24 protein-coding genes are annotated in these 25343 nt (G+C 71.3%); 14 read left to right on the top strand and 10 right to left on the bottom strand.

All coding sequences use genetic code 11. The annotated features are described in order from the left end of the window. Window positions 1–33: 33 nt before the first annotated feature. Together OG446_RS21315 and OG446_RS21310 are read right to left on the bottom strand one after the other, a co-directional pair. Complete coding sequence (locus OG446_RS21315; protein ID WP_328895544.1) at window positions 34–1368, bottom strand: MFS transporter; 1335 nt, start codon at window positions 1366–1368, stop codon at window positions 34–36. Between the two features lie 93 nt (window positions 1369–1461). Further along, complete coding sequence (locus OG446_RS21310) at window positions 1462–1902, bottom strand: MarR family winged helix-turn-helix transcriptional regulator (RefSeq protein ID WP_219573152.1); 441 nt, start codon at window positions 1900–1902, stop codon at window positions 1462–1464. 145 nt (window positions 1903–2047) lie between these two features. On the opposite strand from OG446_RS21310, the gene OG446_RS21305 reads away from it, so the two are divergent. Further along, on the top strand, window positions 2048–2254 hold the full coding sequence (locus OG446_RS21305) for a ribbon-helix-helix protein, CopG family (protein ID WP_326737854.1): 207 nt from the start codon (window positions 2048–2050) through the stop codon (window positions 2252–2254). A 46-nt stretch (window positions 2255–2300) separates the two neighbouring features. On the opposite strand, the gene OG446_RS21300 is transcribed toward OG446_RS21305, so the two are convergent. Continuing rightward, a complete protein-coding gene (locus OG446_RS21300; RefSeq protein ID WP_328895543.1) occupies window positions 2301–3755 on the bottom strand; it encodes an NCS2 family permease in 1455 nt (484 codons plus the stop codon). Between the two features lie 187 nt (window positions 3756–3942). On the opposite strand from OG446_RS21300, the gene OG446_RS21295 reads away from it, so the two are divergent. Further along, window positions 3943–4236, top strand: coding sequence for a DUF2530 domain-containing protein (locus OG446_RS21295; RefSeq protein WP_328895542.1), 294 nt, complete (start codon window positions 3943–3945; stop codon window positions 4234–4236). 115 nt (window positions 4237–4351) lie between these two features. Beyond that, complete coding sequence (locus tag OG446_RS21290; protein ID WP_328895541.1) at window positions 4352–6838, top strand: HAD-IC family P-type ATPase; 2487 nt, start codon at window positions 4352–4354, stop codon at window positions 6836–6838. A 24-nt stretch (window positions 6839–6862) separates the two neighbouring features. Here OG446_RS21290 and OG446_RS21285 read toward each other — a convergent pair whose 3' ends face one another. Both OG446_RS21285 and OG446_RS21280 read right to left on the bottom strand, forming a co-directional pair. Beyond that, the gene (locus OG446_RS21285) at window positions 6863–10069 is read right to left on the bottom strand and encodes a sacsin N-terminal ATP-binding-like domain-containing protein (protein WP_328898365.1); all 3207 of its coding nucleotides are present in this window, start codon (window positions 10067–10069) and stop codon (window positions 6863–6865) included. Window positions 10070–10616: 547 nt separating this feature from the next. Then, a complete protein-coding gene (locus OG446_RS21280) occupies window positions 10617–11552 on the bottom strand; it encodes a DUF3027 domain-containing protein (protein WP_328895540.1) in 936 nt (311 codons plus the stop codon). A 420-nt stretch (window positions 11553–11972) separates the two neighbouring features. Here OG446_RS21280 and OG446_RS21275 point away from each other — a divergent pair, with 420 nt between their 5' ends. From OG446_RS21275 to OG446_RS21255, 5 genes are all read left to right on the top strand, one after another. Continuing rightward, window positions 11973–13403 carry an MFS transporter gene (locus tag OG446_RS21275; protein WP_328895539.1) on the top strand — a complete coding sequence of 477 codons (1431 nt, stop codon included), beginning with the start codon at window positions 11973–11975 and terminating at the stop codon, window positions 13401–13403. Window positions 13404–13430: 27 nt separating this feature from the next. Continuing rightward, a complete protein-coding gene (locus tag OG446_RS21270) occupies window positions 13431–13910 on the top strand; it encodes a DUF2771 domain-containing protein (RefSeq protein WP_148019345.1) in 480 nt (159 codons plus the stop codon). Between the two features lie 28 nt (window positions 13911–13938). Further along, window positions 13939–14643, top strand: coding sequence for a futalosine hydrolase (locus OG446_RS21265; protein WP_328895538.1), 705 nt, complete (start codon window positions 13939–13941; stop codon window positions 14641–14643). Beyond that, window positions 14624–15481, top strand: coding sequence for a 1,4-dihydroxy-6-naphthoate synthase (locus OG446_RS21260; protein ID WP_328895537.1), 858 nt, complete (start codon window positions 14624–14626; stop codon window positions 15479–15481). Before OG446_RS21265 ends, OG446_RS21260 begins: the two co-directional genes overlap by 20 nt. Window positions 15482–15771: 290 nt before the next feature. Further along, entirely contained in the window at window positions 15772–16614 is an 843-nt protein-coding gene (locus OG446_RS21255; RefSeq protein ID WP_328895536.1) for an IS5 family transposase, read from the top strand. A 1-nt stretch (window position 16615) separates the two neighbouring features. Here OG446_RS21255 and OG446_RS21250 read toward each other — a convergent pair whose 3' ends face one another. Beyond that, window positions 16616–16927 carry a hypothetical protein gene (locus tag OG446_RS21250; protein ID WP_328895535.1) on the bottom strand — a complete coding sequence of 104 codons (312 nt, stop codon included), beginning with the start codon at window positions 16925–16927 and terminating at the stop codon, window positions 16616–16618. A gap of 144 nt (window positions 16928–17071) precedes the next feature. Further along, window positions 17072–17455 (bottom strand): cold-shock protein, encoded by a 384-nt coding sequence (locus tag OG446_RS21245; RefSeq protein ID WP_136328972.1) that lies wholly within the window; start codon window positions 17453–17455, stop codon window positions 17072–17074. Window positions 17456–17655: 200 nt separating this feature from the next. On the opposite strand from OG446_RS21245, the gene OG446_RS21240 reads away from it, so the two are divergent. Next, window positions 17656–17880: a hypothetical protein gene (locus OG446_RS21240; RefSeq protein ID WP_328895534.1), complete on the top strand. Its 225-nt coding sequence runs from the start codon at window positions 17656–17658 to the stop codon at window positions 17878–17880. A gap of 10 nt (window positions 17881–17890) precedes the next feature. Here the strand turns inward: OG446_RS21240 and OG446_RS21235 are convergent, their stop codons facing one another. Beyond that, window positions 17891–18715, bottom strand: a complete 825-nt coding sequence (locus OG446_RS21235) for an MBL fold metallo-hydrolase (protein ID WP_328895533.1) — start codon at window positions 18713–18715, stop codon at window positions 17891–17893. A 49-nt stretch (window positions 18716–18764) separates the two neighbouring features. Here OG446_RS21235 and OG446_RS21230 point away from each other — a divergent pair, with 49 nt between their 5' ends. After that, window positions 18765–19190 (top strand): MerR family transcriptional regulator, encoded by a 426-nt coding sequence (locus OG446_RS21230; RefSeq protein ID WP_328895532.1) that lies wholly within the window; start codon window positions 18765–18767, stop codon window positions 19188–19190. On the opposite strand, the gene OG446_RS21225 is transcribed toward OG446_RS21230, so the two are convergent. Then, on the bottom strand, window positions 19179–19811 hold the full coding sequence (locus tag OG446_RS21225) for an HAD family hydrolase (RefSeq protein ID WP_328895531.1): 633 nt from the start codon (window positions 19809–19811) through the stop codon (window positions 19179–19181). The two genes, OG446_RS21230 and OG446_RS21225, sit on opposite strands and share 12 nt — an antisense overlap. Before the next feature lie 123 nt (window positions 19812–19934). Here OG446_RS21225 and OG446_RS21220 point away from each other — a divergent pair, with 123 nt between their 5' ends. Genes OG446_RS21220 through OG446_RS21205 form a run of 4 tightly spaced genes read left to right on the top strand, consistent with a single transcriptional unit; the run spans window position 19935 to window position 23840 of the window. Beyond that, on the top strand, window positions 19935–20945 hold the full coding sequence (locus OG446_RS21220) for a FecCD family ABC transporter permease (protein ID WP_328895530.1): 1011 nt from the start codon (window positions 19935–19937) through the stop codon (window positions 20943–20945). Further along, on the top strand, window positions 20942–22012 hold the full coding sequence (locus OG446_RS21215; protein ID WP_328895529.1) for a FecCD family ABC transporter permease: 1071 nt from the start codon (window positions 20942–20944) through the stop codon (window positions 22010–22012). Before OG446_RS21220 ends, OG446_RS21215 begins: the two co-directional genes overlap by 4 nt. Continuing rightward, window positions 22009–22833, top strand: coding sequence for an ABC transporter ATP-binding protein (locus tag OG446_RS21210; RefSeq protein ID WP_328895528.1), 825 nt, complete (start codon window positions 22009–22011; stop codon window positions 22831–22833). Before OG446_RS21215 ends, OG446_RS21210 begins: the two co-directional genes overlap by 4 nt. Window positions 22834–22862: 29 nt before the next feature. Continuing rightward, window positions 22863–23840 carry an ABC transporter substrate-binding protein gene (locus OG446_RS21205; RefSeq protein WP_328895527.1) on the top strand — a complete coding sequence of 326 codons (978 nt, stop codon included), beginning with the start codon at window positions 22863–22865 and terminating at the stop codon, window positions 23838–23840. Between the two features lie 418 nt (window positions 23841–24258). Here OG446_RS21205 and OG446_RS21200 read toward each other — a convergent pair whose 3' ends face one another. Then, window positions 24259–25329 (bottom strand): hypothetical protein, encoded by a 1071-nt coding sequence (locus tag OG446_RS21200; protein WP_328895526.1) that lies wholly within the window; start codon window positions 25327–25329, stop codon window positions 24259–24261. Window positions 25330–25343: the final 14 nt, after the last annotated feature.

Below are 25343 nucleotides of genomic sequence, written 5' to 3'. Positions count from 1 at the left end.
GGCGGGGCCGTATCGCGTCCGTTGCGGCGGCTCTCAGGCCGCCGTAGCCAGCTGCTCGCGCGGGACGAACCGCACGTGCGGGCGGCCCGGGCGCAGGTCGACCTTGAGGCGCAGGCCGCCGACGCGGGCCAGCATGAAGCCGACGCCGAGCGCGGCCACCAGGGAGAACGCCCCGCCGACCGCCATGCCGGTGCGGACGCCGTACGTGTCGCTGATCCAGCCGACGATCGGGGCGCCCACCGGCGTACCACCGGCGAAGACCATCATGTACAGGCTCATGACCCGGCCGCGCATGGCCGGGTCGGAGGCCATCTGCACGCTGGTGTTCGCGCTGATGTTGGTCGTCAGGCCGATCATGCCGATCGGGACGAGCAGGGCCGCGAAGAGCCAGACGGACGGCGCCATGGAGGCGATGATCTCCAGCACGCCGAAGACCGTGCCGGCGGCCACCAGCATCCGCAGCCGCGAGGAGCGGCGACGGGCGGCGAGGAGTGCGCCGGCGAGGGAGCCGGCCGCCATCAGGATGTTGAAGAACGAGTACATCCCGGCGCCGCCGTGGAAGATCTCGTCCGCGAAGGCCGTCAGCCAGATCGGGAAGTTGAAGCCGAACGTGCCGACGAAGCCGACGAGGACGATCGGCCAGATCAGCTCGGGACGCCCGGAGACGTACCGCAGCCCTTCGCGGAGCTGCCCCTTGGCGCGGGGGACGACGACGGCCTTGTGCAGTTCACTCGTACGCATCATCAGCAGGCCGACGAGCGGTGCGAGGAACGACAGGCCGTTGAACATGAAGGCCCAGCCGCTGCCGACCGAGGTGATCAGCACACCCGCGACGGCGGGACCGATGAGCCGGGCGGACTGGAAGTTCGCCGAGTTCAGGCTGACGGCGTTCCGCAGCTGGGCGGGGCCGACCATCTCGGAGACGAACGCCTGGCGGGCCGGGTTGTCCACGACCGTGACCATGCCGAGCAGGAAGGCGATCAGGTAGACGTGCCACACCTCGACCACACCGGAGAGCGTGAGGACGGCGAGCGCGATCCCGCACAGGCCGAGTGCCGCCTGGCTGATGAGAAGGAGCTTGCGCTTCGGGAGCCGGTCGGCGATGACGCCGCCGTACAGGCCGAAGAGCAGCATGGGGAGGAACTGGAGCGCCGTGGTGATGCCGACGGCGGTGGCGGACCCGGTGAGGCTCAGGACGAGCCAGTCCTGCGTGATGCGGGACATCCAGGTACCGGTGTTGGAGATCACGGCGCCGGTTGCGAACAGGCGGTAGTTGCGGATCTTCAGCGACGAGAAGGTCCCGCCGGGCTTGCTCTCGTGGGTGGAAGTCGGTGCGGGGGCGGAGTCTGCTCCGGATCCCGTACTCAAAAGGGTTCGCCTCCTCGGGCGTGGACATTGCGCTGACTGACGGGGATGCGGCGGGGGGCGGTGCGCCGGGTCCGTCCGGCGCGGCCCGCTCCGCTACAGGTGGGCGAGCTTCTCCAGCACGGGCGCCGCGTTGCGCAGCGTCTCCCACTCGTCCTCGTCCAGGCCTTCGGCGAGGGTGGTCAGCCAGGCGTTCCGCTTGGAGCGGCTCTCGGCGAGCATGGCCTCGGCCTGCTCGGTCTGGCTGACCATCTTCTGACGACGGTCATCGGGGTGCGGTTCCAGTCTGACCAGTCCCTTGGCTTCCAGCAGCGCGACGATGCGGGTCATCGACGGCGGCTGCACATGCTCCTTGCGGGCCAGCTCACCGGGGGTGGCCGAACCGCAACGCGCGAGTGTGCCGAGCACCGACATCTCGGTGGGGCTCAGCGACTCGTCGACGCGCTGGTGCTTGAGGCGCCGGCCGAGCAGCATGACGGCGGAACGAAGGGAGCTCACGGCGGCGGCACTGTCGCTGTCGTGGATCAGGTCAGGCATGTTTGTTAGCGTAACTCATTACCTACCCTAAAGACCACTCGGTGGTACACGCGCGAGGCCCAGATCACCAATCGATCACCCAAACGAGTGAGTCGATTCCGGAAAGTCACGCGGATCGGGCTCGCGGGACGTAACCCTGCATGCCATGGGATCGACAGTGCTCAGCCTGCGGATAGACGGTGAGCTGCTCGACCGGCTCAAGCAGCACGCCGCCAAACGCGGAATGAGCGTCCAGGACTATGTGGTCCGGACGCTCATTCGCGACGATTTCGACGAGCGCTTCCAGGCGGCCGTCGACGAGACGGAGAAGTTCTACGGAGCGGAGGGGGTCGCGGCCGAGGAGGTCACCTGACGGAGACCTCCGGGCCGTGGGCCCACGCCCCTACCCCTCCGGGTGATCACGTGAGGCCGAGCGCCGGCATCGCGTAGTAGAAGACGAAGACCGCCGACACCGCATACATGGCCACCGGCACCTCGCGCCCCCGCCCGACGGCCAGCCGCAGCACGCAGAACGTGATGAAGCCGATCCCGATGCCATTGGTGATCGAGTACGTGAACGGCATCATGACCATGGCCAGGAAGGCCGGGACGGCGAGCGTGTAGTCGCTCCAGTCGATGTCCCGCACCGAGCCGGCGATGATCAGGAAACCCACCGCCAGCAGGGCCGGAGTGGCCGCCTGCGAGGGGACCATGGTCGCCAGCGGTGTGAGGAACAGCGACGCCGTGAACAGCAGACCCGTGACGATGCTCGCGAAGCCGGTGCGGGCCCCCTCGCCGACGCCCGCCGTGGACTCCACGAAGCAGGTGCCCGCCGATGCGGAGCTCGCGCCGCCCGCGGCGACCGCGATGCCGTCGACGAACAGCACCTTGTTGATACCCGGGAAGTTGCCGTCCTTGTCGGTCAGCCTGGCCTCGTCGCCGACGCCGAGAATGGTGCCCATCGCGTCGAAGAAGCAGGACAGCAGCACGGTGAACACGAACAGGATGCCGGTGAGGACACCGACCTTGTCGAAGCCGCCGAACAGGCTGACATCGCCGATCAGCCCGAAGTCGGGCGAGGCGACCGGGTTGCCCGGCCACTCGGGCACGGTCAGGCCCCAGGCCTCGCCCGGCAGGTCGGCGACCGCGTCGATGATCAGCGCGACGACCGTCATCGCCACGATGGAGATCAGGATCGCGCCCGGCACCTTGCGGACGATCAGCGCGAGGGTGAGCAGCGCGCCGAGGACGAAGACCAGGACCGGCCAGCCGTTGAGGTGACCGTCGTTGCCCAGCTGGAGCGGGACCGTGGTGTGCGCGAGGTCCGGGATGCGGGAGACGAAGCCCGAGTCGACGAGGCCGATCAGCAGGATGAAGAGGCCGATGCCGATCGCGATGCCCTTGCGGAGCGAGGTCGGTACCGCGTTCATCACGCGTTCCCGCAGACCGGTCGCGACGAGCAGCATGACCACGATGCCCGCGAGGACGACCATGCCCATCGCGTCGGGCCAGCTCATCCGGGGGGCGAGCTGGAGGGCGACGACCGTGTTGACACCGAGGCCCGCGGCCAGCGCGATCGGCACGTTGCCGATGACACCCATGAGCAGCGTGGAGAACGCCGCGGTCAGCACCGTCGCGGTGACCAGCTGACCGCTGTCCAGCTGGTGGCCGTACATGTCCTTCGCGCTGCCGAGAATGATCGGGTTCAGCACGATGATGTACGCCATCGCGAAGAACGTGGCGAAGCCACCGCGGATCTCACGCGCGACCGACGACCCCCGCTCGGAGATCTTGAAGAAACCGTCCAGGCCACCGGTGGTCCGGGGTGAAGGAGGCGGAGTGGGGTCGACCGGAGCGGTGGCCGAGGGGGACATGTATGACCTCAGTCGTGCGTAGAGGGGGGTTAAATCTGGTCAGCTTTGGACGTTCACACGAATAATTCGAGACAGCCGTAAGCAGATTCAGTATGAATACATAAGGCAAAGATCGCTATCTCCGCGCGTAGACCCTTGCGTCGACTGGCCTGACCAGCTTTGCGTACGCCGCGCATACACTGGCCGCATGGCGAAGTGGACAGCGAAGCACGAGGCACCCGAGCCCCTGGAGGGCCCGGTCGTCGCGACCATCACCGGCGGCACGATCCTCTGGTTCGTCCTCTTCCTGGTCCAGCTCCCGTTCTACGGCTGGTTCGACGACCACGGACACCTGTGGTGGGTGTGGACCTGTCTGGCCGGTGCCGGCCTCGGACTGATCGGCATCTGGTACGTACGGGGCCGCGACGCGGCACTCAAGCGGGCCGCCGCGGCCGCCGCACCGCAGGACGGTTCCGGCGACACCCCGCCCGCCACCGCCTGAACCGGACCGCCTCCACCGCTCCCGTACGACCACGGGACCATTCCCCTCCTCCCCCGGTCTGATCTTCCGGCTGCTCGGTGGGTGAACCGCACGATCCGCCCGTACCGTCGGAACCATGACTCAGCGGGCAATCGATCCCTCCGGGGAACAGCCGACAGGTTCCTCCGGACCCCCCGGCACCGGCCGGCCGGTGAAGATCGACGCCGGTTCCGAACTCGACCCGGTCCACCCGGTGGACCCGCCCGCCCCGGCCGCCGCCGCCCGCGGACTGACCGCGGCCGAGGTCGCCGAGCGGATCGCCCGCGGCGAGGTCAACGACGTACCGGTGCGCTCGTCCCGGTCCGTGACCGAGATCGTCCGCGCCAACGTCCTCACCCGGTTCAACCTGATCATCGGCGTGCTCTGGGTGATCATGCTGTTCGTCGCGCCGATCCAGGACAGCCTCTTCGGCTTCGTGATCATCGCCAACACCGGCATCGGCATCGTGCAGGAGTGGCGGGCCAAGAAGACCCTGGACAGCCTCGCGGTCATCGGCGAGGCGAAACCCACGGTGCGGCGGGACGGGGTGGCGGCCGAGGTCTCCGTCTCCGAGATCGTCCTCGGCGACCTCGTCGAGCTGGGCCCCGGCGACAAGGTCATCGTGGACGGCACGGTCACCGAGGCCGACAGCCTGGAGATCGACGAGTCCCTGCTCACCGGCGAAGCCGACCCGGTGCTGAAACGGACCGGGGACCCCGTCATGTCCGGCAGCTTCGTCGTCGCCGGCGGCGGCGCCTTCACCGCGACGAAGGTCGGCCGCGAGGCCTACGCCGCGCAGCTCGCCGAGGAGGCCTCCCGCTTCACGCTCGTCCAGTCGGAGCTGCGCAGCGGCATCTCCACCATCCTCAAGTACGTCACCTGGATGATGATCCCGACCGCGATCGGCCTGATCATCAGCCAGCTCGTCGTCAAGGACAACAACTTCAAGGAGTCGGTCGCCCGGACCGTCGGCGGCATCGTCCCGATGATCCCCGAGGGTCTGGTCCTGCTCACCTCGGTCGCCTTCGCGATCGGTGTCGTACGGCTGGGGCGCAAGCAGTGCCTGGTCCAGGAGCTCCCCGCCATCGAAGGGCTGGCCCGGGTCGACGTCGTCTGCCTGGACAAGACCGGCACCCTCACCGAGGGCGGCATGGACGTCAGCGAAGTCCGCGCGCTGAACGGGACGGACGAGCCGTACCTGCGCCGCGTCCTCGGGGCCTTCGGTGCCTCCGACCCGCGGCCCAACGCCAGCCTCCAGGCCATCATCGACACCTACCCGGTCCCCGAGGGCCAGGCCTGGACCGTCACCCAGGCGCTGCCGTTCTCCTCGGCCCGCAAGTACAGCGGCGCCGCGTTCGACGAGGGCGAGGGGCGTGAGTCGTCCTGGCTGCTCGGCGCCCCGGACGTGCTGCTCCCGGAGGCGGACCCGGCCCTCACCGAGATCGAGCAGCTCAACGAGCAGGGCCTGCGGGTCCTGCTGCTCGCCCGCGCGCGGGGCGAACTCGACGCCCCGGACAGCGCCGACGGGGCCGTGCCGAGCGCGCTGGTCGTCCTGGAACAGCGGCTGCGGCCCGACGCCGGGGAGACCCTCGCCTACTTCGCCGACCAGCGGGTCGCCACGAAGGTGATCTCCGGGGACAACGCCGTCTCGGTCGGCGCCGTCGCCGCGAAGCTCGGGCTGCCGGGCGCCGAGCACACCATGGACGCACGCAAACTGCCGACCGACCCCGACGCGATGGCCACCGCCATGGAGGAGAACACGGTCTTCGGCCGCGTCACCCCGCAGCAGAAGCGGGACATGGTCGCCGCCCTCCAGTCCCGCGGCCACACCGTCGCGATGACCGGCGACGGCGTCAACGACGTCCTCGCCCTCAAGGACGCCGACATCGGCGTCTCGATGGGCTCGGGCTCGGAGGCGACCCGGGCGGTCGCCCAGATCGTGCTCCTGAACAACAGCTTCGCGACGCTGCCCTCCGTCGTCGCCGAGGGCCGCCGGGTCATCGGCAACATCACCCGGGTCGCCACGCTGTTCCTCACGAAGACCGTCTACTCGGTTCTGCTGGCCGTCCTGGTCGTCTGCTTCCAGGTCGAGTACCCGTTCCTGCCCCGCCATCTGACCCTGCTGTCGACGCTGACGATCGGCGTCCCGGCGTTCTTCCTGGCCCTGGCGCCGAACAAGGAACGGGCCCATCCGCACTTCGTGCGCCGCGTCATGCGGTACGCGATCCCGTCGGGCACCATCGCGGCCGCCGCCACCTTCACGATGTACCTGATCGCCCGGAACCACTACTCCGGTACGGGCGCGCTGGACGCGGAGACGAGCGCCGCCACGCTCACGCTGTTCCTGGTCTCGATGTGGGTCCTGGCGATCATCGCGCGCCCCTACACCTGGTGGCGGATCTGTCTGGTGGCGGCGATGGGCCTGGCGTTCCTGATCGTGCTCGTGGTGCCGTGGCTCCAGGACTTCTTCGCCCTGAAGCTGGTGGGCACGACGATGCCGTGGACGGCGGTGGGCATCGCCGTGGTGGCCTCGGTCGCCCTGGAGTACGCCTGGCGCCTGGTGGGCCGCCGCTTCCCGGCGTAGCGGCAGCCCGGGGCCGCCCCGTACTCAGTCGAACCAGCGGTCCCGGGCCAGTTCGTCCGTGCGGGACGGGTCCTCCAGCAGGGCCGCGACCTCGAACCGGCGCGGCCACTGGCCCGCCGCCCAGGCCAGGCCCGCCGCGACGCCCTCCAGGGTCGCGGCGTGGACGACACCGTCCGGGGTGCGGCGCCAGTCCAGCTCGACGCCACCGGCCCGCAGTTCGCCGTGCTCGACGTACGTGTCCGGGGTGCCGGGGCCGAGCAGGATCCGGACCGGGCCGGGGACCTGGTGTTCCTCCCCCTCGGACGTCACCTCCGCCTCGACGCTCTCGCCGAGCCGCCGCACCTGGAACAGCTCGGCCAGCTCCGCCGCGCTCGACGGGGCGACGGGCAGCAGCGCCACGCCGCCGGTCAGCGGCAGCAGGTCCGGGGCGTCCGCGATCATCGCGTCCGCCGCGTCGACGACCCGCACCTCGCCGTCGACGACGGCCCGCAGTTCGTCCGGCAGCGTGACCTGCTCCGGATCGAGTTCGGCGAGCGCCGTGTACAGGGAGTGCAGCTGTACGGGGCCGACCGGACGGTCCTCGTCCGCGAGCCGCCCGAGGAGTTCGGCCGCACCGCCGGGCTCGTCCAGCAGGGCCGCGACCGACGTCCGTACCCCGAGGGCGCGCAGCACCTGCGCGTCGTCGAAGCCGGTCGCGTCGGCGGAGTCGTACAGGCCCGCGAGCCGGGGGTCCCCGCCGTGGGCGCGCAGGCCGGCCGGGCGGCGGCCGTCCAGCACCGGGTGATCGCGCAGCCACCAGGCCGTGTACGGGCGTACGGACTGCGTCGTGCCGTCCGGGAGCAGCACGCGCACCGGCTGGGTCAGCGCGTCCCGCAGCGGCGGCCTGGCGAGCAGGGCGAGCGCCTGGGGCCAGGCGTCGTCGTCGACGAGGTCGAGGTCGCGGACGGCGACGATCTCGGTGGCGACCGGCGGCACGGGGGTGTCGGGGAGCTGGTCGAGGATGTCCTCGCACCACACGTCGACGGCGTCGAGCAGCCCGGCGTCGTCGGGCTCGGCGAAGTCGCTGTCCCGGGGTTCCAGTTCATCGGGGTCGAGCACCACATCCGTGGCCCTGACGAGCGCGAACGTGGCAAGCACCCCGCAGGCGGTGAGCGGCTGCTCGCCCCACCGGCCGGCCAGCTCCTCGTCGCACAGGGCGAGTTCGCCCTCGCGCATGATCGCGGCGAACGGGCTGCCCGGCAGCACCAGTTCACCGGCCGGCGCGAGCTCGCCGTCCTCGTCGGGCAGGGCGAGCGCACCGAGCCAGGGCTCGTCGCCGGGTGCCAGGTCGGCGTCCCGGACCAGGGTGAGGACGGTCTCCACGAGCTCGTCGCCGTCGAGCGCGTCCTCGTCCCAGATCTCGCCCGCGTCCAGCGAACCGGCGACGGCGGCCCGCACCTGCGGGGTCGTCAGCACGGCGCGGGGCGTGGCGGGCAGGGCGCCCAGCTTCTCCAGGAGCGGGTGCGCGGCGTCCGGATGCGCGACCTTCAGCCCGAGCCGGCCGAGCCGGTCCAGGACGGGACCGGTCAGCGCGTCGGGCAGCGGGAGCAGGATCTGCCGGGGCCCGATCGTCGTCCGCGGGACGGCCGGCGCGTCGGGGTCCGGGCCCTGGGACTCCGTGCCGGCGAGCGGCACCGGAAGGCCGGAGAGCCGGTCCGGCTCGACACCGGCCAGGCTGTCGTACAGCCGCCGCCACCAGCCCGGGTCGCGTTCCAGACCCGCGAGCCGGTCGATCGCCTCGGTCAGCGGCACCCGGGCGACGCCGAGTGTCCGCAGTTCGACGCGGCGCTCAAGTCCCGCGGGCAGCAGGCACGGCAGCACCTCGGCCAGCACGGCGACGGTCTCGGCGCCGACCCCCTCCAGCACCTCGGCCTCGATCGGCCGCAGCGCGGTGGTGGCCTTGCGGGCGCTCTCCGTCCCCGCGTCCCAGCTGTCCCACCGGTCGGGTTCGGCGGCGGGGTCGCGCGGGGCGGCCGGTTCCAGGAACGCGACCCGGGGCAGCCGCTCCAGTACGGCGCCCCGCAGCGCGCCGTCCAGTTCGCCCTTGCCGAGCGGCCCGGGCACGAGCCCGATCGTCGCGACGGTCACCGGCTGCCAGTCGGCGAGCAGTTCCGCGTACGCGTCGGCCGCGCGCTGCACCAGGAAATCGGTGAGCAGACCGGGCGCGGGGTGCCGGCGGGTGGTGTCCAGCGGCAGCGAGGCGATGAGCAGCGCGGGAAAGCCGAGCGGTTCGTCGGTGGGCGTCGGGGCGTGCACGACGGGGGCCGTGCGGGGCTGGACCGGGGCGCCCTCCGCGTCCACGGGGACCGCCCAGGTCACCGACCAGTGCGGGCGCAGCCGTTCCTCCAGCGGGCGGTCGGCGAGCAGGGCGGGCTCGACCGGACCCTGGTGGGTGACGGTCCGCCAGCGGTTCGTGCCGTGCCCGGAGTCCTCGACGTGCGTGTACGGGCCGTGCTGCGAGCGGCGCAACGTCCGTACGGTGTCCGGGGTTTCCACGACGATCTCGTCCAGGCCGGACAGGGTCAGGAGCAGGGCGTCGTCGATCGCGCCGAGCAGCCGGCCGACCAGGTCCTCGGCGACGCCGTCGCGCAGCGGCAGGATGACGACGGTGTCGTAGCCGTCGGGTGCGGTGCCCTCGGCGGGCAGCGGGAGGCGCAGCAGCGGTACGTGTCCGTCGCGGCGGCGCAGTTCGTCGCCGAGGCCGGGGCTGCCGACGGCCGCCTCGCGGGCGAGGTCCCGGGCCTCGGCGAGGGACCAGCGCACGCCTCCGTGCCGGCCCACGACGGCCGGCTCGTCGCTCACGGCGAGGACGGCGGCGAACCCGACGCCGAACCTGCCGACGGCCCCGTCATGCCCCTCACGCTTGGCGGAGGCCCGCAGGGTGGACAGCGACTCCACGCCGGTGGCGTCCAGGGGTGCGCCGGTGTTCGCGGCGGCGAGGACCGCGGGGGCGGTCGCCGTCGCCGGGTGCAGGGTGAGCCGGAGCCGGCCGGGCACATGGGCGCGGGCCGCGGCGTCGGCGGCGTTCTGGGCCAGTTCGACGACGAGGCGGTCGCGGTAGCCGCCGAGCGCGAGGTCCTCCTCGGCGTTGGCGTCCTCACGGAAGCGGGCGGGGCCGGCGCCCCAGGCATCGAGCACGCCGCGTCGCAGCCGCGCGGTTCCGAATGGGTCGGCCCCCTCGGTCGCATTCATGCTCACGCCGTGACTCCCTCATCCGTCGTCCGGTTTACGCGTACCCCGTGCCGCCAAGTGTGCGCCCCGAAGCTACCGGGTCTTCCGGGTACGGGTGCTCCGCCGGGTGCGGCACGCCCCTGTCCGGTGGGTGGGGGTGGGGTCCCTCCGGGGAGACTCCTCAAAAATGGCGTGTGCACCCCGGTACGCAAACGACCCGGGTCGTACGCCATTTTCTGCGGGGACTCCCCTGCACGCCCCCACCCGGCATCGCCTGCGTCTGCACGCCGGTGAGACTGCTGCCGCAGACGCAAGGCGGCCGGTCCGGGGCCGTGCAGGGGAGTCCCCGCAGGACGACGAACGGATACCGGGGTCCGCTGCGTGGGACTGGAAACGTTCGTCGTTTGAGGAGACGCCCCGGAGGGGCACCGGACCCCCACCACCGGGCAACGGCGCACCGGGGCGGGGGACCCGCACCCATCAAGCCCGTCCGGCGCTTGAGGACGGAACCCCGAGCCCCGGACCGGGGCAACCCGCACCCCGCCGGAAACCGCCCCCGGGCCACTGCCTACGAGTGGCCGAGGTCCTCCGTCGGCGCATCCGTCTCCACCGGCACGGAGCCGGAATCCCGCGCCGGACGCAGCGGGTACTCGTCCACCTGCATCGTGTCCAGCGCATGCGGCGCCGGCTTCGGCGGCTTCGGCATGACCGCGGCCTCCGAATGCCCGCCGCACCCGTACGACAGGGACACCACGTGCCCGTCCGCCGGACCGAACTCGTTCGCGCAGACCCCGAAGGCCTGCTTCAGCGAACCCGCGAGCGGCACCAGGAAGGCGCACGACACACACGTCGCCGGGGCCGCCTGGGCCATCGGCGTCTTCGCGCCGAACCCCTCGTCCCAGCGGTCGGCCGCCGCATAAAGCCCGTACCGGGACAGCACCCGCGCACGCCGCATGCCGAGCTCGTCCGCGACCGCCGCGATCGAGCCGCGGCGCGGCGGCTCCGGGCGCGTCGTCAGTTCCGCGTCCTCGGACTCGACGAGGTCGGCCAGCTCGCCCGAGACCGCGGCGACCGCGGAGTTCGGCGGGAGCTCGTCCTCACCGGTGTAGCCCGGCTCCAGGCGCAGGTCGTCCGCCTCGGTGGGCAGCAGGTCGCCCGGCCCCATGTCGCCCGGCCGCAGCCGCTCGCTCCACGGCACCCACTCCGGCGCGAGCAGCGCGTCGGTGCCCGGCAGCAGGACCGTCTCGTCCAGCGTGACGTTCTTCGCGCGGGAGGCCCTGGCGACGGTCACCGCCCAGCGCCAGCCCCGGTAGGCCGGGTCCTTGCACTCGAAGTAGTGCGTGACGACGCGGTCCCCCTCGGGGACCACGGCCACATGCTCACCCACCACTCCCGGCGCGGCCGCTTCCTCGGCCGCCGCGCGGGCGAGGTCTACGGCCTCTGCGCACAGGCGGTCGGGAACGGGGGTACGGGCCGTACGGCTTCTCGTCGTCGCAGCACTCACAGGTCTCGCTTCTCTCCTACGCCAGTCTCACGAGCGCGCCAGCACATCCATCGATTTCGGCCATACGGTTGCGGGCGGAGCGGACCTGGGGGCCGCGTCGACGTCCACACCCGTTTGTACCTGCCTCGGGCGCACCTTCTGCGATCCATTCTGCGGGATCGCCGAGAGGCGCGCGGCCAAGAACAACCGCCGGTGGCGCGCTACGCACGCTACCCTCTCCGCCGCTCCCCGCCCACCTGCCCGTCCCAAACGACGTCGTATCCGACGCCGTGTCCCCGCTGAAGAACGCTCTCCGGTCCTCCCGGTCCGGCCCTCCGCACCCCCTGCGACCTGGCCGATCACTGACCCGACGGGGCGGTCCACGTCGCGCGCCGCGCCGATCTCGGTTCGTGACGCCGGGGACTGGGGCACTATGACCAAGTGGCTTCTGCCAGGTCGCACGACGAATCCGGCCCGCTCCGCAGAACGGGCCGGTCGATCGGTCATGCCCTCCACACCCCGTTCACCGGAACCGCCCGCGGCATCCGGAAGGCGACCCACGCCCACGGGGCCGGTGAGTCGGGCCTCGGCAAGCTGATCGAACTGCACGCGGTGAACGGCGCGGGCGACGTGATGATCACGGTCGCGCTCGCGTCGACCGTGTTCTTCTCCGTACCGACGGACCAGGCCCGCGGCCGGGTCGCGCTTTATCTCGCCGTCACCATGGCGCCGTTCATCCTGCTCGCCCCGGTCATCGGCCCGCTCCTGGACCGCCTTCCGCACGGCCGTCGCGCCGCCATGGCGGGCTCCATGCTGGCGCGGGCCGTCCTGGCGCTCACCATGTCGGGCGCGGTCGCCACCGGCGGGCTGGAGCTGTATCCGGCCGCTCTGGGCGTACTGGTGTGCTCGAAGGCGTACGGAGTGGTGCGCAGCGCCGTCGTACCGCGTCTGCTGCCACCCCGTTTCTCGCTCGTGAAGGCCAATTCGCGGGTCACCCTCGCCGGTCTCCTGGCGACCGGCGTGGCCGCGCCCATCGGGGCGGGGCTCCAGACCATCGGTCCGCCGTGGCCGCTGTACGGGGCGTGCACGATCTTCGTCGGCGGCGCCGTCCTCGCCTTCACGCTGCCGCACAAGGTGGACTCGGCGAAGGGGGAGCGGAAGGCGCATCTGGTGCCGCCGCACGGCGAGGGTGCCGTCCGGCCCGAACCACTCCGGAAGAACGCCGCGCCCGGGAACGGAAAGAAGCCGGCCAAGGAGAAGGGCGGGGAGAAGCGGCCCGGGCTGCGCTCCGTCGGCCCGTCCGTCCTGCACGGGCTCCAGGCCAACGCCTCCCACCGGGCGCTCTCCGGGTTCCTGATCTTCTTCCTGGCGTTCCTGCTGCGCGAGCACCCACTGGCCGGGCAGAGCGCCGCGATCTCACTCGGCATCGTCGGTGTGGCCGCCGGAGTGGGCAACGCGCTGGGCACCGCGGTCGGCTCCTGGCTCAGAGCCCGCGGTCCCGAGATCATCGTCGCCTCGGTGCTGGGCCTGGCGCTGGGCGTCGCCGTGCTGGCCGCCGTCTTCTTCAGCACGGTGATGGTCGCCGCGCTCGCGGCCATGGCGGGCTTCACCCAGGCCCTGTCGAAGCTGTCGCTGGACGCGATGATCCAGCGCGACGTACCGGAGGAGGTGCGGACGTCCGCGTTCGCCCGCTCGGAGACGTTGCTCCAGATGGCCTGGGTGGCCGGCGGCGCCGTCGGGATCGCCCTCCCCCTCAACGGAGTACTGGGCATGTCGGTCGCCGCGGGCATCCTCGCGCTCGGTGCCGCCACGTCCGTACGGGGTCTGCTGGGCGCCGCGCGGGGCGGCTCGCCGCACCCCCGCGTGGCGTGAGCGTGAGCGACCGATAGCCTTCGGCCCATGACCGTTGCGTTCTTCTCCGGTAAGGGCCGTCGAATCGGCGTCGCTCTTGGTGCCGTGTCCGCGGGACTCCTTGTCCTCTCCGCCTGCGACAAGCCGACGCCGCTCGCCACCGTGACGGTCGGCGACAACTCGGTGAGTGCCGAGGCGTCCTGCTACAACGACGGCAAGGCCCTCAAGGAGTCCGATATCCAGGGCTGCCTCAACAAGAAGGCGGAGAAGACCGTCAAGGCCGCGATGGACGACAAGGTCCGCTTCGGCGTCGACCCCGAGGTCGCGGACAACGGCTGGACCCTCTTCATCAACGGCCAGCAGGCCGAGCAGGAGCCGTACAAGAAGACCTACCGGTCCATCCCGGGCAGCGCCTTCTTCTCCAGCCAGACCGGCGAGACCACGAAGTCCACCCAGATCAGCATCGTGGAGACCGACGGCAAGAAGCTGACCGGCATCTGGCACTTCAAGCTCGAGAAGTCCGACTGATTCCCTCCTGACCTCGGAGGACTCCCCCGTGCGTGTGCTCGTCGTGACCGCTGTCCCGGTGGAACGGGACGCGGTCACGCGTGCGTCCGGGCCCGACAGCGACGTCTCCGTCCATACGGTTCCGGGCGCCGAGATCCATCGCGCGGGCCCCTACGACGTCCTCGCGGGCGGCGCGGGGCCGGCAGCGGCGGCGGCCTCCGCCGCGTTCGCCCTGGCCTCGGACCGCTATGACCTGGTGATCTCGGCCGGTATCGGCGGCGGGTTCGCCGGTGCGGCCCCGGTCGGTTCCCTCGTCGTGGCCGGCCGCATCGGCGCGGCGGACCTGGGCGCCGAGACCCCCGCGGGCTTCGTGCCCGTCACCGAGCTGGGCTTCGGCCAGGTCTGGCACTTCCCACCCCGCTCCCTGGTGAGGGCGGCGGTCGCCGCCACCCGTGGGGTGACCGGCGACGTCCTCACCGTCTCCACGGTCACCGGCAGCGCCGAACGCGCCGCCGCGCTCCGCACCGCGCACCCCGGCGCCGTGGCCGAGGCCATGGAGGGCTTCGGGGTCGCGGAGGCGGCCGCACTGGCCGGTGTCCCCGTCCTGGAGATCAGGGCCGTCTCCAACGCCGTCGGCCCGCGCGACCGCGACGCCTGGCGCATCGGCGACGCGCTGGCCGCGCTCACCGAGGCGTTCGGGAAGCTCACCCCCGTACTGGAAGGCTGGATCCACCATGACCGACACGACTCCTGACCCGCTGCGGATCGCCTTCTCGCCGTGCCCGAACGACACGTTCGTCTTCGACGCCTGGGCGCACGGCAGGGTGCCCGACGCGCCCGCGCTCGACGTCACCTTCGCGGACATCGACCTCACCAACGGCATGGCCGAGCGCGGCGAGCTGGACGTCCTCAAGGTGTCGTACGCGGTACTGCCCTGGGTGCTCGACGAGTACGCGCTCCTGCCGTGCGGCGGGGCCCTGGGGCGGGGCTGCGGGCCGCTCGTCCTCACGAAGGAGGCGGGCGCGGACCTGACGGGGAAGACGGTCGCGGTGCCGAGCGAGCGCTCCACCGCGTACCTGCTCTTCCGCCTCTGGGCGGCGGAGGTCGTTCCCGGCGGGGTCGGTGAGATCGTCGTCATGCCGTTCGACGAGATCATGCCGGCGGTGCGGGACGGCAAGGTCGACGCCGGGCTCGTCATCCACGAGGCGCGCTTCACGTACCAGAACTACGGTCTGCACAACCTGGCCGACATGGGCCGGCACTGGGAGGACACGACCGGGCTGCCGATCCCGCTCGGCGCGATCATCGCCAAGCGCTCCCTGGGCGCCGACACGCTGAAGCTCCTCGCCGACTCGGTGCGCACGTCGGTCCGGATGGCCTGGGACGACCCGGAGACCTCGCGCCCCTACGTCCTGGAGCACGCGCAGGAGATGGACCCGTCCGTCGCCGACCAGCACATCGGTCTGTACGTGAACGAGTTCACCGCCGACCTCGGCGAGGACGGCTACGCGGCGATCCGGGGCCTGCTGACGCGCGCCGCGGCCGAGGGACTGGTGCCGCCCCTCGGCCCGGACGCGCTGTCGTTCGTCTGAGCGCCTGGGGCGTGTTTCGGAAGTAGCGCCGTCCGCCCGGAGAGCAGGCGGGACTTCCGAAACACGCCCTAAAAGAGCGTTTTGTCCCGGCAGGGGTGCTTCATCGCAGTTCAGGTGGCAGAACGGTTCGGGTCGGCTGAGGCTTCGGACGTCTGTTGTGGGCAGGCGGGGCGGGTGACGTCTTTCGAGGGTCCGTTTCGATCCCTTCGCTCCTGTCTGATCCCAACGCGCCCCCGGTCGCGCCTGTTTGCGCCCTTCAACGGGAAGGCCGCCATTGCTACTACAGAAACATGCCTCGCGGACCGCGACCGTATCCGAGCGACTTGTCCGATGCCCGTTGGAAACTGCTGGAACCAACTCTTACGGCCTGGCGGACCGAGCGAAGGGGGAAGGGCTTGGACATCGGCCGGCCGCCCGAGCACGATCTGCGCCGGATCATGGACGCCATCCTCTACGTCGACCGGACCGGGATCCCATGGAGGTATCTGCCACACGACTTCGCTCCGTGGGAAACCGTCTACGGATACTTCGCCGCCTGGCAGAAGGACGAGGTCTGCGACCAGCTCAACGGCCTACTGCGGCACTTGGTCCGGAAGGCCGAAGGCCGCGATGTCGAGCCCAGCGCCTGCGTTCTCGACGCCCAGAGCGTCAAGACCTCGGCCAATGTGCCCGCGGCCGGTCAGGGCATCGACGCGGGCAAGAAGATCGCGGGCCGCAAACGTCACATCGGCGTCGACACGCTCGGCCTCCTCCTGGCCGTGCTGGTCACCGCCGCCAGCGTCTCCGACAACGCCGGTGGCATCCATCTGCTCTCGGACATCGCCGAAGGCCACCCCCGCGTCACGAAGGCGTGGGCCGACAGCGGCTATCGAACCAAGGTCATCGACCACGGCGCGCGCCTGGGCATCGATGTCGAAGTCACGCGTCGCGACCCCGCCCAGAAGGGCTTCAAGGTGATTCCGCGGCGCTGGGTCGTCGAGCGGACCTTCGGCTGGCTCATGCATCACCGCCGTCTCGCCCGCGACTACGAAACCCACCCCCACCGCTCTGAAGCCATGATCAAGGTGGCCATGGTCGACCTCATGAGCCGACGACTCACCCACGAATCCACCTCGAACTGGCGCGACTCCTGAATCAGGAGAAAGCGCCCTGAGCAGGGCAGTGCCAGTCGGCCGAGTCGATCACGTTCGCGTCCGTGTCACTGAGGTGGAAGCAGTTTCCGTTGACCCACACCGTGATCGACTCGGGCCGATAGTCGACCTGGAATGGTTCGTCCTCCCGCAGAGTTCCGGACCATGAGCCATCCGCTGCAGGCGAGTGGGTGACAACGACCCACGTCTGCTTCGGGAGCATCTGGTGCGTCTCTGCCCAGGGTTCCACGGTCAACTCCAGCGCGGACTCACCTCCATTGCTGATCAGCAGCCGCGCTGTTCCGACGCTGTCCATTCCCTGCCCCCCTCCTTGCCCCTACGGGCGATCCCGCACGCAGCTGCAGAGTACGGGCGCGCACGACCCGATCGTCACGCACGACTGTCTGAAGTCGCCCTGCCACCCGAGATATCAAACAGCCCTGCCGGGACAAAACGCTCTTTAAACGTCGAGCTGGTCCGCGACCGCCCGCAGCAGGCCGGCGATCTTGGCGCCGGACGCCTTGTCGGGGTAGCGGCCGCGCTCCAGCATCGGCGTGATGTTCTCCAGCACCGTCGTCAGATCCTGCACGATCGACGCCAGTTCGTCCGGCTTGCGGCGCTGGGCAGCCGCGACGGACGGGGTGGGGTCGAGGATCGCCACGGAAAGTGCCTGGTCACCACGTTGTCCGGCGACCACGCCGAACTCGACGCGCTGGCCGGGCTTGAGTGCGTCGACTCCGTCGGGAAGCACGGAGGAGTGCACGAAGACATCGCTGCCGTCGTCGCGGGAGAGGAAGCCGAAGCCCTTCTCGCTGTTGAACCATTTGACCTTGCCAGTCGGCAAAGCACGCACCCCATCTCAACCCGTATGCCGGAACAAAGCCCTCAGCAGGTCAGGCCGTCCTGTGGTCGTGCTTCCCCTGCTGGCAGAAGCCTCCACAGGTGAAGTACCCCTCGTCAAGCCTGGTCATCCGGACTCTGTCCGGAAACGGCACCTGCCCCGCCCGGGAGCGGCCCGACGCCGCCGGGAACTACCCTGACGGGGTGAGTACTCCCACTTCCGGCGCAGGCGACCGTCTGGTCCGCATCGGCGCGATCGTCTTCGTCCTCGGCGCCCTGTCGACCCTCGCCACCATGGCCCCGCTCTTCCTCGGCACCGACCCGTTGCCATCCGTCTTCTGGTCCCTGTGCATGCTGATGGGTGTCGGCTTCCTGATCGCCGCGGCGGGCGTGGTCCGTTCGGCGCGGGCGGGCTCGGCGCAGCGGTAGGGGCCGCGTCTCAGCCCGCCGCCCCCTCTCCCGCTCCGCCCGTGTAGCGGGCCAGTTCCCACGGATCGTGCGCGGAGAAGATCTCGACCCGGCCCCCGTGGTCGCGGAGCAGTTCGCGTAGCCGTGCCCGGGTTCCCAGGCGCAGCTCGCGGTGGACCTGTGAGGTGGTCTGGACGAAGTCGAGCAACGGATGGGTTTCCTTGAGCGGGCCGACCTCACGGTGGTAGTAGTAGGCGTCGCCGCAATGAAGGAGCCACCGGTCGCCGTCCTGTACGGCGATCCCCGTGTGGCCGGCGGTGTGACCGCCGAGCGGCACGAGCCTGAACTCCGGCCCCAGCCCCTTCGGCCGCAGCGCGGTGAACCCGAACCACTGCTCGTCGGACTCGGTGCCGTAGGTGATCCACTGGGGCTCGTGCGACCAGTGGGCAGGCCGGTAGCGGAAGCTGGGCGCCTCGGAGCGTGCCGCGTCGAGTTCGGACGCGAGTACGTGGACCTGGGCATCGGGGAAGTCGGGCAGGCCGCCGCTGTGGTCCACGTCCAGGTGCGTGAGGAGGATGTGGCGCACGTCGGACGGCGCGTATCCCAGCCGGGCGACCTGCCGCAGGGCCGTCTCCTCCTCGTCCAGCGCGGGACCGGCCATCTCGACCCACTCCGTGCCGAGCGTGCCTGCCGGATCGCGGACATCACCGAGCCCGAGTCCGGTCTCGACCAGGACCAGGCCGTCGGCAGGGGTCTCGATCAGCAGACAGTGGTTCACGGCGGGAGCGGGCCGCAGTGCGGCGTAGGTGGGCTCGATCGTCCGGACGGATCCACAGTTCAGGTGATGAATCTTCATGCCGACTAGGCTGCGACTTGAACCGCGATTCAAGTCAAGGGGGCTTTTCATGGCGGAACAGTTGCTGGACATCGCCGACGTCGCGCGGTGCTCCGGACTGGCACCCTCGGCGCTGAGGTTCTACGAGCGGAAAGGCCTCATCGCTCCCGCGGGCCGCAACGGGCTACGGCGTACGTATCACCCGGATGTGCTGGCGCGCCTCGCCCTGATCACGTGCGCGCGCGGCGCCGGGCTCTCGGTCGCCGAGATCGGACGGTTCCTGGTGGCACAGCCGTCGGATCCGGACCTGCGTACGCGCATGGCCGCCCGGGCCCGTGACCTCGACGAGCAGGTCGGCCGTCTCACACGTCTGCGTGACAGCCTTCGCCACGCGGCCGTCTGCGACCACGAACCGATCGTCGACTGCCCCGACTTCAAACGGGCCATCGGCGAGGTCGCCCCACCGGCGCTCGCCGCCGGCGCGTCAGCCCTGTGACGCCGTGTACGCCGCCAGCCACGCCGGGAACTCCGTCAGCGACGTGAGAACGACGTCCGCGCCCGCCGCGCGGAGTTCCGCCTCGTCGCACGGCCCCGTCGTCACGCCCACCGAGACCGCGTTCGCCGCCTGCGCGCCGCGTACGTCGCCCGTGTGGTCGCCCACGTAGACGCCCGCTCCGTGCTCGCGCAGTGCCTCCGCCTTCGCCTCGGCCCACAGGCCGCCCACGATCACGTCGGGTTCGATGCCGAGGTGGGTCAGGTGGAGCTTCGCGTTCGGTTCGTACTTCGCGGTGACGACCATCGTGCGGCCGCCGAGTGCGCGGATCGCGTCGATCGACTCCCGCGCCCCGGGCATCGCGAGCGTCGGGCGGATCGCGTGCGTGGGATAGATCTCACGGTAGCGGTCAGCCATCGCGGCCACTTCGTCGGCCGGGAACCAGTGCGCTATCTCCTGCTCCAGCGGCGGACCGAGGCGGCTCACCGCCAGATCGGCGTCTATGAACGTCCCCGTCTCGGCGGAGAACGCCAGGAAGGCGGCCTTGATGCCGGGCCGTGAGTCGATGAGCGTCATGTCCAGGTCGAAGCCGACCGTCAGCGTGTGGGAAGCCATGTGGTCCATTGTGCCGAGCCCCCGGCAGAGCCGGTACACCGCCGGAGAACCCCGGACAGGCGACGCTTAGACTTAGCCAAGCCTTACTTTGCTTGGCTTTGTCTCGCTTGTCTCGCCTGTCTATGGGGTTCGATGCCAACCGCCGCACCACGCCGCTCCAGACGCGCTCTCGCGACGGCGGCGGCCGTTGTGGCGCTGCTGATCGCGGTGCTGCTCAGCCTCGCCGTCGGGGCACGCTCCATACCCCCGTCGGAGGTGTTCGACGTCCTGCTCCACGGCGGGCACTCCGACGCCGCCGAGGTCATCCGGAACATGCGGGTGCCCCGCACCCTGATCGGTCTGATGGTCGGCGCCTCGCTCGCCCTCGCCGGCACGGTGCTCCAGGGCATCACCCGCAACCCCATCGCCGACCCCGGCATCCTCGGCATCAGCCAGGGCGCCTCGGTCGGCGTCGTGCTGGCCATCGCGTACGCGGGAATCCACACGCTCACCGGATACGTCTGGTTCGCCTTCGCGGGGGCGGCCGTCGCATCCGTCGCCGTGTACGCCATCGCCTCCAGCGGGCGCGGCGGCGCCACCCCGGTGAAGCTCGCGCTCGGCGGCGCGGCGATCAACGCGCTGCTGGTGTCCGTCACCATGGCCGTGCTGACCACGAAGGCGTCCGCGCTGGACGAGTTCCGGTTCTGGCAGGTCGGCTCGATCGCCGGACGCGAGGCCGACGTGGCCCAGCAGATCTGGCCGTTCCTGCTGCTCGGCACCGTGCTCGTGCTCTGCGTCGCCCGCGGCCTCGACGCCCTCGCGCTCGGCGAGGACATGGCGAAGGGCCTCGGGCAGAAGATCGCGACCGTACGCATCGTCGGCGGCATCGGTGCCACCGTGCTGACCGGCGCCGGCGTCGCCGCGGCCGGCCCGATCGCGTTCATCGGCCTCGCCGTTCCCCACATCGCCCGGGCGATCGTCGGCAGCGACCACCGCTGGGTGCTCCCGATGGCCGCCCTGATCGGACCCGTGATGCTGCTCGTCTCCGATGTGATCGGCCGGATCGTCTTCCCGCCGAGCGAGGTGCCCGCCGGGGTCATGACGGCCCTGATCGGGGTTCCGTTCCTGGTCACGCTGGTGCGCCGGAAGGCGGTGCCCGCATGAGCGCCACCACGGCCGCGGTGCGGCCCGCCGGATACAGCCTCGTACGGATCGGGACCCGCGGGCGGTTCCTGCTGCACCGGCGGGCCACCGTCGTCGCCGCGTCGCTCGTCGTCCTGCTGGCCGTCGTCTGCGTCGCGTACCTCTGCGTCGGCGAGAGCTTCGTCGCACCGTCCGAAGTCCTGAACGTGATCCTGGGCCGGCCCTCCCCCGACGAGCTCGTCGTCGGCACGCTGCGGCTGCCCCGCATGGTCGTCGGGCTCCTCGTCGGCCTCGCCTTCGGCATCGCCGGCGCGCTGATCCAGACCGTGGCCCGCAACCCCCTCGCCAGCCCCGACATCATCGGCATCAGCCAGGGCGCGAGCGCGCTCACGGTCGGCGCGATGACGTTCGGCATCACCTCGTACACCGTCCTGCCGTACCTGTCGGTGATCGGCGGAGTCGCGGCCGCGGCGCTCGTCTACGCCTTCGCGTGGCGCGGCGGGCTGCACGCCACCCGCTTCGTCCTCATCGGCATCGGTTTCGCGATCGCGCTGCGCTCGGTCACCACCCTGTTCCTGACCAAGGGCGACTACCTCGTCGCCCAGCAGGCCCAGATCTGGATGACCGGATCGCTCAACGGCCGCGGCTACGACGAGGCCGCACCCATCGGCTGGACCCTCCTCGTCCTGCTGCCCGCCGTCCTGTGGGCCGCCCGCGCCCAGCGGTCCGTGTCCATGGACGACGACACGGCGACCGCCCTCGGGGTCCGGCTGGGGCGGGTACGTCTGGGACTCGTCGCCCTCGGCGTGATCCTGGCCTCCGTGGCCACGGGAACGGCCGGACCGGTCGACTTCGTCGCCCTGCTCGCCCCGCAGATCGCCCGCCGCATGACCCGCACCGCACAGATCCCGCTGCTCTGCTCGGCGCTGCTCGGCGCGGTGATCGTCGTCTTCGCGGACCTGCTGGCCCGCAGGCTGTTCTCCCCCACCGAACTCCCGGTGGGCGTCCTGACGGCGGCGGTCGGCGCCCCGTATCTGATCTGGCTGATCATCCGCGGTCACGGTGGCCGCTCGGGAGGCAACGCATGACCACGACCAGCCGACTCACGGTGCGCGAGCTGACCCTCGCGTACGAGGACCGCACCGTCGTCCACGAACTCGACCTCGCCGTCCCCGACGGCAAGGTCACCGTCATCGTCGGGCCGAACGCCTGCGGCAAGTCGACGACGCTGCGCGCGCTCGGCCGGCTCCTCAAGCCGCGCGGCGGGGCAGTGCTCCTGGACGGCACCGAGCTGTCGAAGATCCCCACGAAGAAGATCGCCCAGTCGATCGGGCTGCTCCCGCAGACCCCCGTGGCCCCCGAGGCGATCACCGTCTCCGACCTCGTCGCCCGCGGCCGCCAGCCCCACCAGCACTGGTGGCAGCAGTGGTCCCAGGAGGACGAAAGGGCGGTGACCGAGGCCATGGAACGTACCGACATCACCGCACTCGGCTCCCGGTCCGTGGACGAACTCTCCGGCGGACAGCGCCAGCGCGTCTGGATCGCGATGGCCCTCGCCCAGGACACGGACCTGCTGCTCCTCGACGAGCCGACCACCTACCTCGACATCGCCCACCAGGTGGAGGTCCTCGACCTGGTCCGCCGGCTCGCCGCCCCCGCCGCCGACGGGACCCGCGGCCGGACCGTGGTCACCGTCCTGCACGACCTCAACCAGGCCGCCCGCTACGCCGACCACCTGGTCGCCATGAAGGCAGGCCGGATCGTCGCCGAGGGCCACCCGCGGGACGTCGTCACCGCCGAACTCGTACGCGAGGTCTTCGGCCTCGAAGCCGTGATCGTCCCGGACCCGGTGACGGGCTCCCCGCTCGTCGTACCCGGCGCGCCCTGGCAGCCCACGCCTTCCTCCTGACGCCGCACCCCACCCACGAAAGGCATCGCATGTCCTCCGCCCTCCGCCGCCGCGGAATCACCCTCGGCGCCCTCGCCCTGACCGGCGCGCTCGCGCTCACCGCCTGCGGTTCGTCCGACTCGGACTCCGGCGGCGGCGACAGGGCCGACGCCGCCGCGACCCACACCGTCAAGACGGCCATGGGCGACGTGAAGGTCCCCGTGACGCCCAAGCGCGTCGTGGTCCTCGACACCGGCGAGCTGGACTCCGCACTCACCCTGGGCGTGCAGCCCGTCGGCGCGACGCACTCCGCCACGGAGGACGGCTTCCCCGCCTACCTGCCGGCGGAGAAGACGAAGAAGCTCACGGAGGTCGGCGAGATCGCCAACCCCAACATGGAGACCGTCGCCTCCCTGAAGCCGGACCTGATCCTCACCAGCAAGGTCCGTGACGGCGACCGCTACGAGCAGCTCAGCGCCATCGCCCCGACCGTGATGACGGAGTCCACCGGCACCGCCTGGAAGGAGAACTTCCAGGTCCACGCCGAGGCGCTCGGCAAGCAGCCCGAGGCGAAGAAGATCGTCGCTGCGTACGACGCCCATGTCGCGAAGGTGACCGCGGCGATCGGCGGCAAGGAGAAGGCGGCGGCCACGGACGTCAACTTCGTGCGCTTCGTCGAGGGCGCCGACATCCGCATCTACGGCAAGCAGAACTACATCGGCTCGTTCCTCGCCGACCTCGGCATGGGCCGGCCCGCCATCACGGACAAGGCCAAGGACGGCTTCTCCTACGACGTCTCCCCCGAGAAGATCGACCTCGCGGACGCGGACGTCGTCTTCACGTCCACGTACGGCGACCCGGACAAGGCGGGGGCGACGAAGACGATGAAGAGCGGCCTGTGGAAGGGCCTGACCGCCTCGAAGAACGGCAAGGTCTTCAAGGTCGACGACCGCCTGTGGATCGCCGGCATCGGCTACACGGCGGCGGGCCAGATCCTCGACGAGTTCCAGACGAAGCTGGCCGGCTAGCCGTTGCCGCCGGTCCGGGGCTCGGGGTTCCGTCCTCAAGCGCCGGACGGGCTTGAGTTGTGCGGGTGCCCCGCGGGGTGCGCCTTGACCCCCGGGTGGGGTCCGCTGCCCCTCCGGGGCGTCTCCTCAAACGACGAACGTTTCCAGTCCCACGCAGCGGACCCCGGTATTTGTTCGTCGTCCTGCGGGGACTCCCCTGCACGGCCCCGGACCGGCCGTCCCGCGTCTGCGACAGCAGTCCCACCGGCGTGCAGACGCGGTCGAGACCGGGTGGGGGCGTGCAGGGGAGTCCCCGCAGAAAATGGCGTACGACCCGGGTCGTTTGCGTACCGGGGTGCACACGCCATTTTTGAGGAGTCTCCCCGGAGGGACCCCACCCCACCCACCGCACAGGGGCGCACCCCGGACCGCCGCAACCTCACCGCCCGCCCGGCCGAGGGCCCCGTGCCCGCCACACCAGGTAGAGCGCGGAGGCAACGGCCGCACCCCGCACCACCCACGGCCACGTAGCGCCGATCGCGGGGCCCATCTGCCCCTCCGCGATGGGTGCGCCCCACCGCCCGTCCATCCGGCCCCACAGCCAGACCAGGGCGCCCACCGCGACGATCCCGGGCAGCCCCATCACCGCCCACTTCGCCTCCGTGCGCGACAGCGTGCGGGAACCGTACGCGAGCAGCCAGCCGCCTGCGAGGGCCAGCAGGGCCTGCGGGGTGTCCATCACCGCACCGGCCACCAGCAGCGCGGCGGCCAGCAGGAGCAGGGGGTGCGAGAAGCCGCGGCGCGCGGCGGCGTCGCGGTCACGCGCGCGGCGCAGCCGCGGCAACCGCCTCCGGCGCGGCGCCTCGGCCTCCGCCTCCGCCTCCGCCTCGAACTCGTCGTCCTCCGCGTACTCCTCGTCGTCCTCGTCGCCGTCGCCGTCCTCCGCCGCCACCGGCGGCCTCAGCACCGCCGGGATCTCCACCCCGCCCCGGAAGCCCGGCACATCGGTCCCCGCGCCGAACTCACCGACGTCACCGAACCGGCCCGGGGCCACGCTCCACCAGTCCGCGTCGTCCCCCGACGGGCCGAGTTCGTCCGACCCCGCCCGGTGCGGCGGGGACGGCGCCGGGCGGGGCGGCGGCCCCGAAGCGGCTTCCCGCGCTTCCGACGCGCCCTTGCGCGAACTGTCTTTCCGGAGCTTCCCCCGGCGCGGGCGCGGGATCCCCGCCGGCGGCGCGCCGCCCGTGTCCGGCTCCTGCGGCAGCAACGGCGTCCCGTCGCCCGACGAGGCCGCCGCCGCGACCAGTTCGTCGGGGGTGCCGAGCTTCCCGATGATGCGGCGCACCGCCCCCGGGGTGTCCGCGGCCTGCGCCACCCGCTGCCGGTCGATCTCGCCCCGCAACTCCGACACGAGTCTCATCCGGGTGCCCGAGGACAGCTGTTGCTGCTGTGCCAGGTCGCCGACCCGGCTCAAGTAGTCGTAGACCAGCTGGTCGCTCTCGATCCCCACGCGATCGTTCCCCT

This window comes from Streptomyces sp. NBC_00236, assembly GCF_036195045.1.
In the GTDB taxonomy this organism is placed as follows: domain Bacteria; phylum Actinomycetota; class Actinomycetes; order Streptomycetales; family Streptomycetaceae; genus Streptomyces.
The sequence above is the reverse complement of the archived record's forward strand: the minus strand, read 5'-3'. Positions and strand labels throughout refer to the sequence as shown.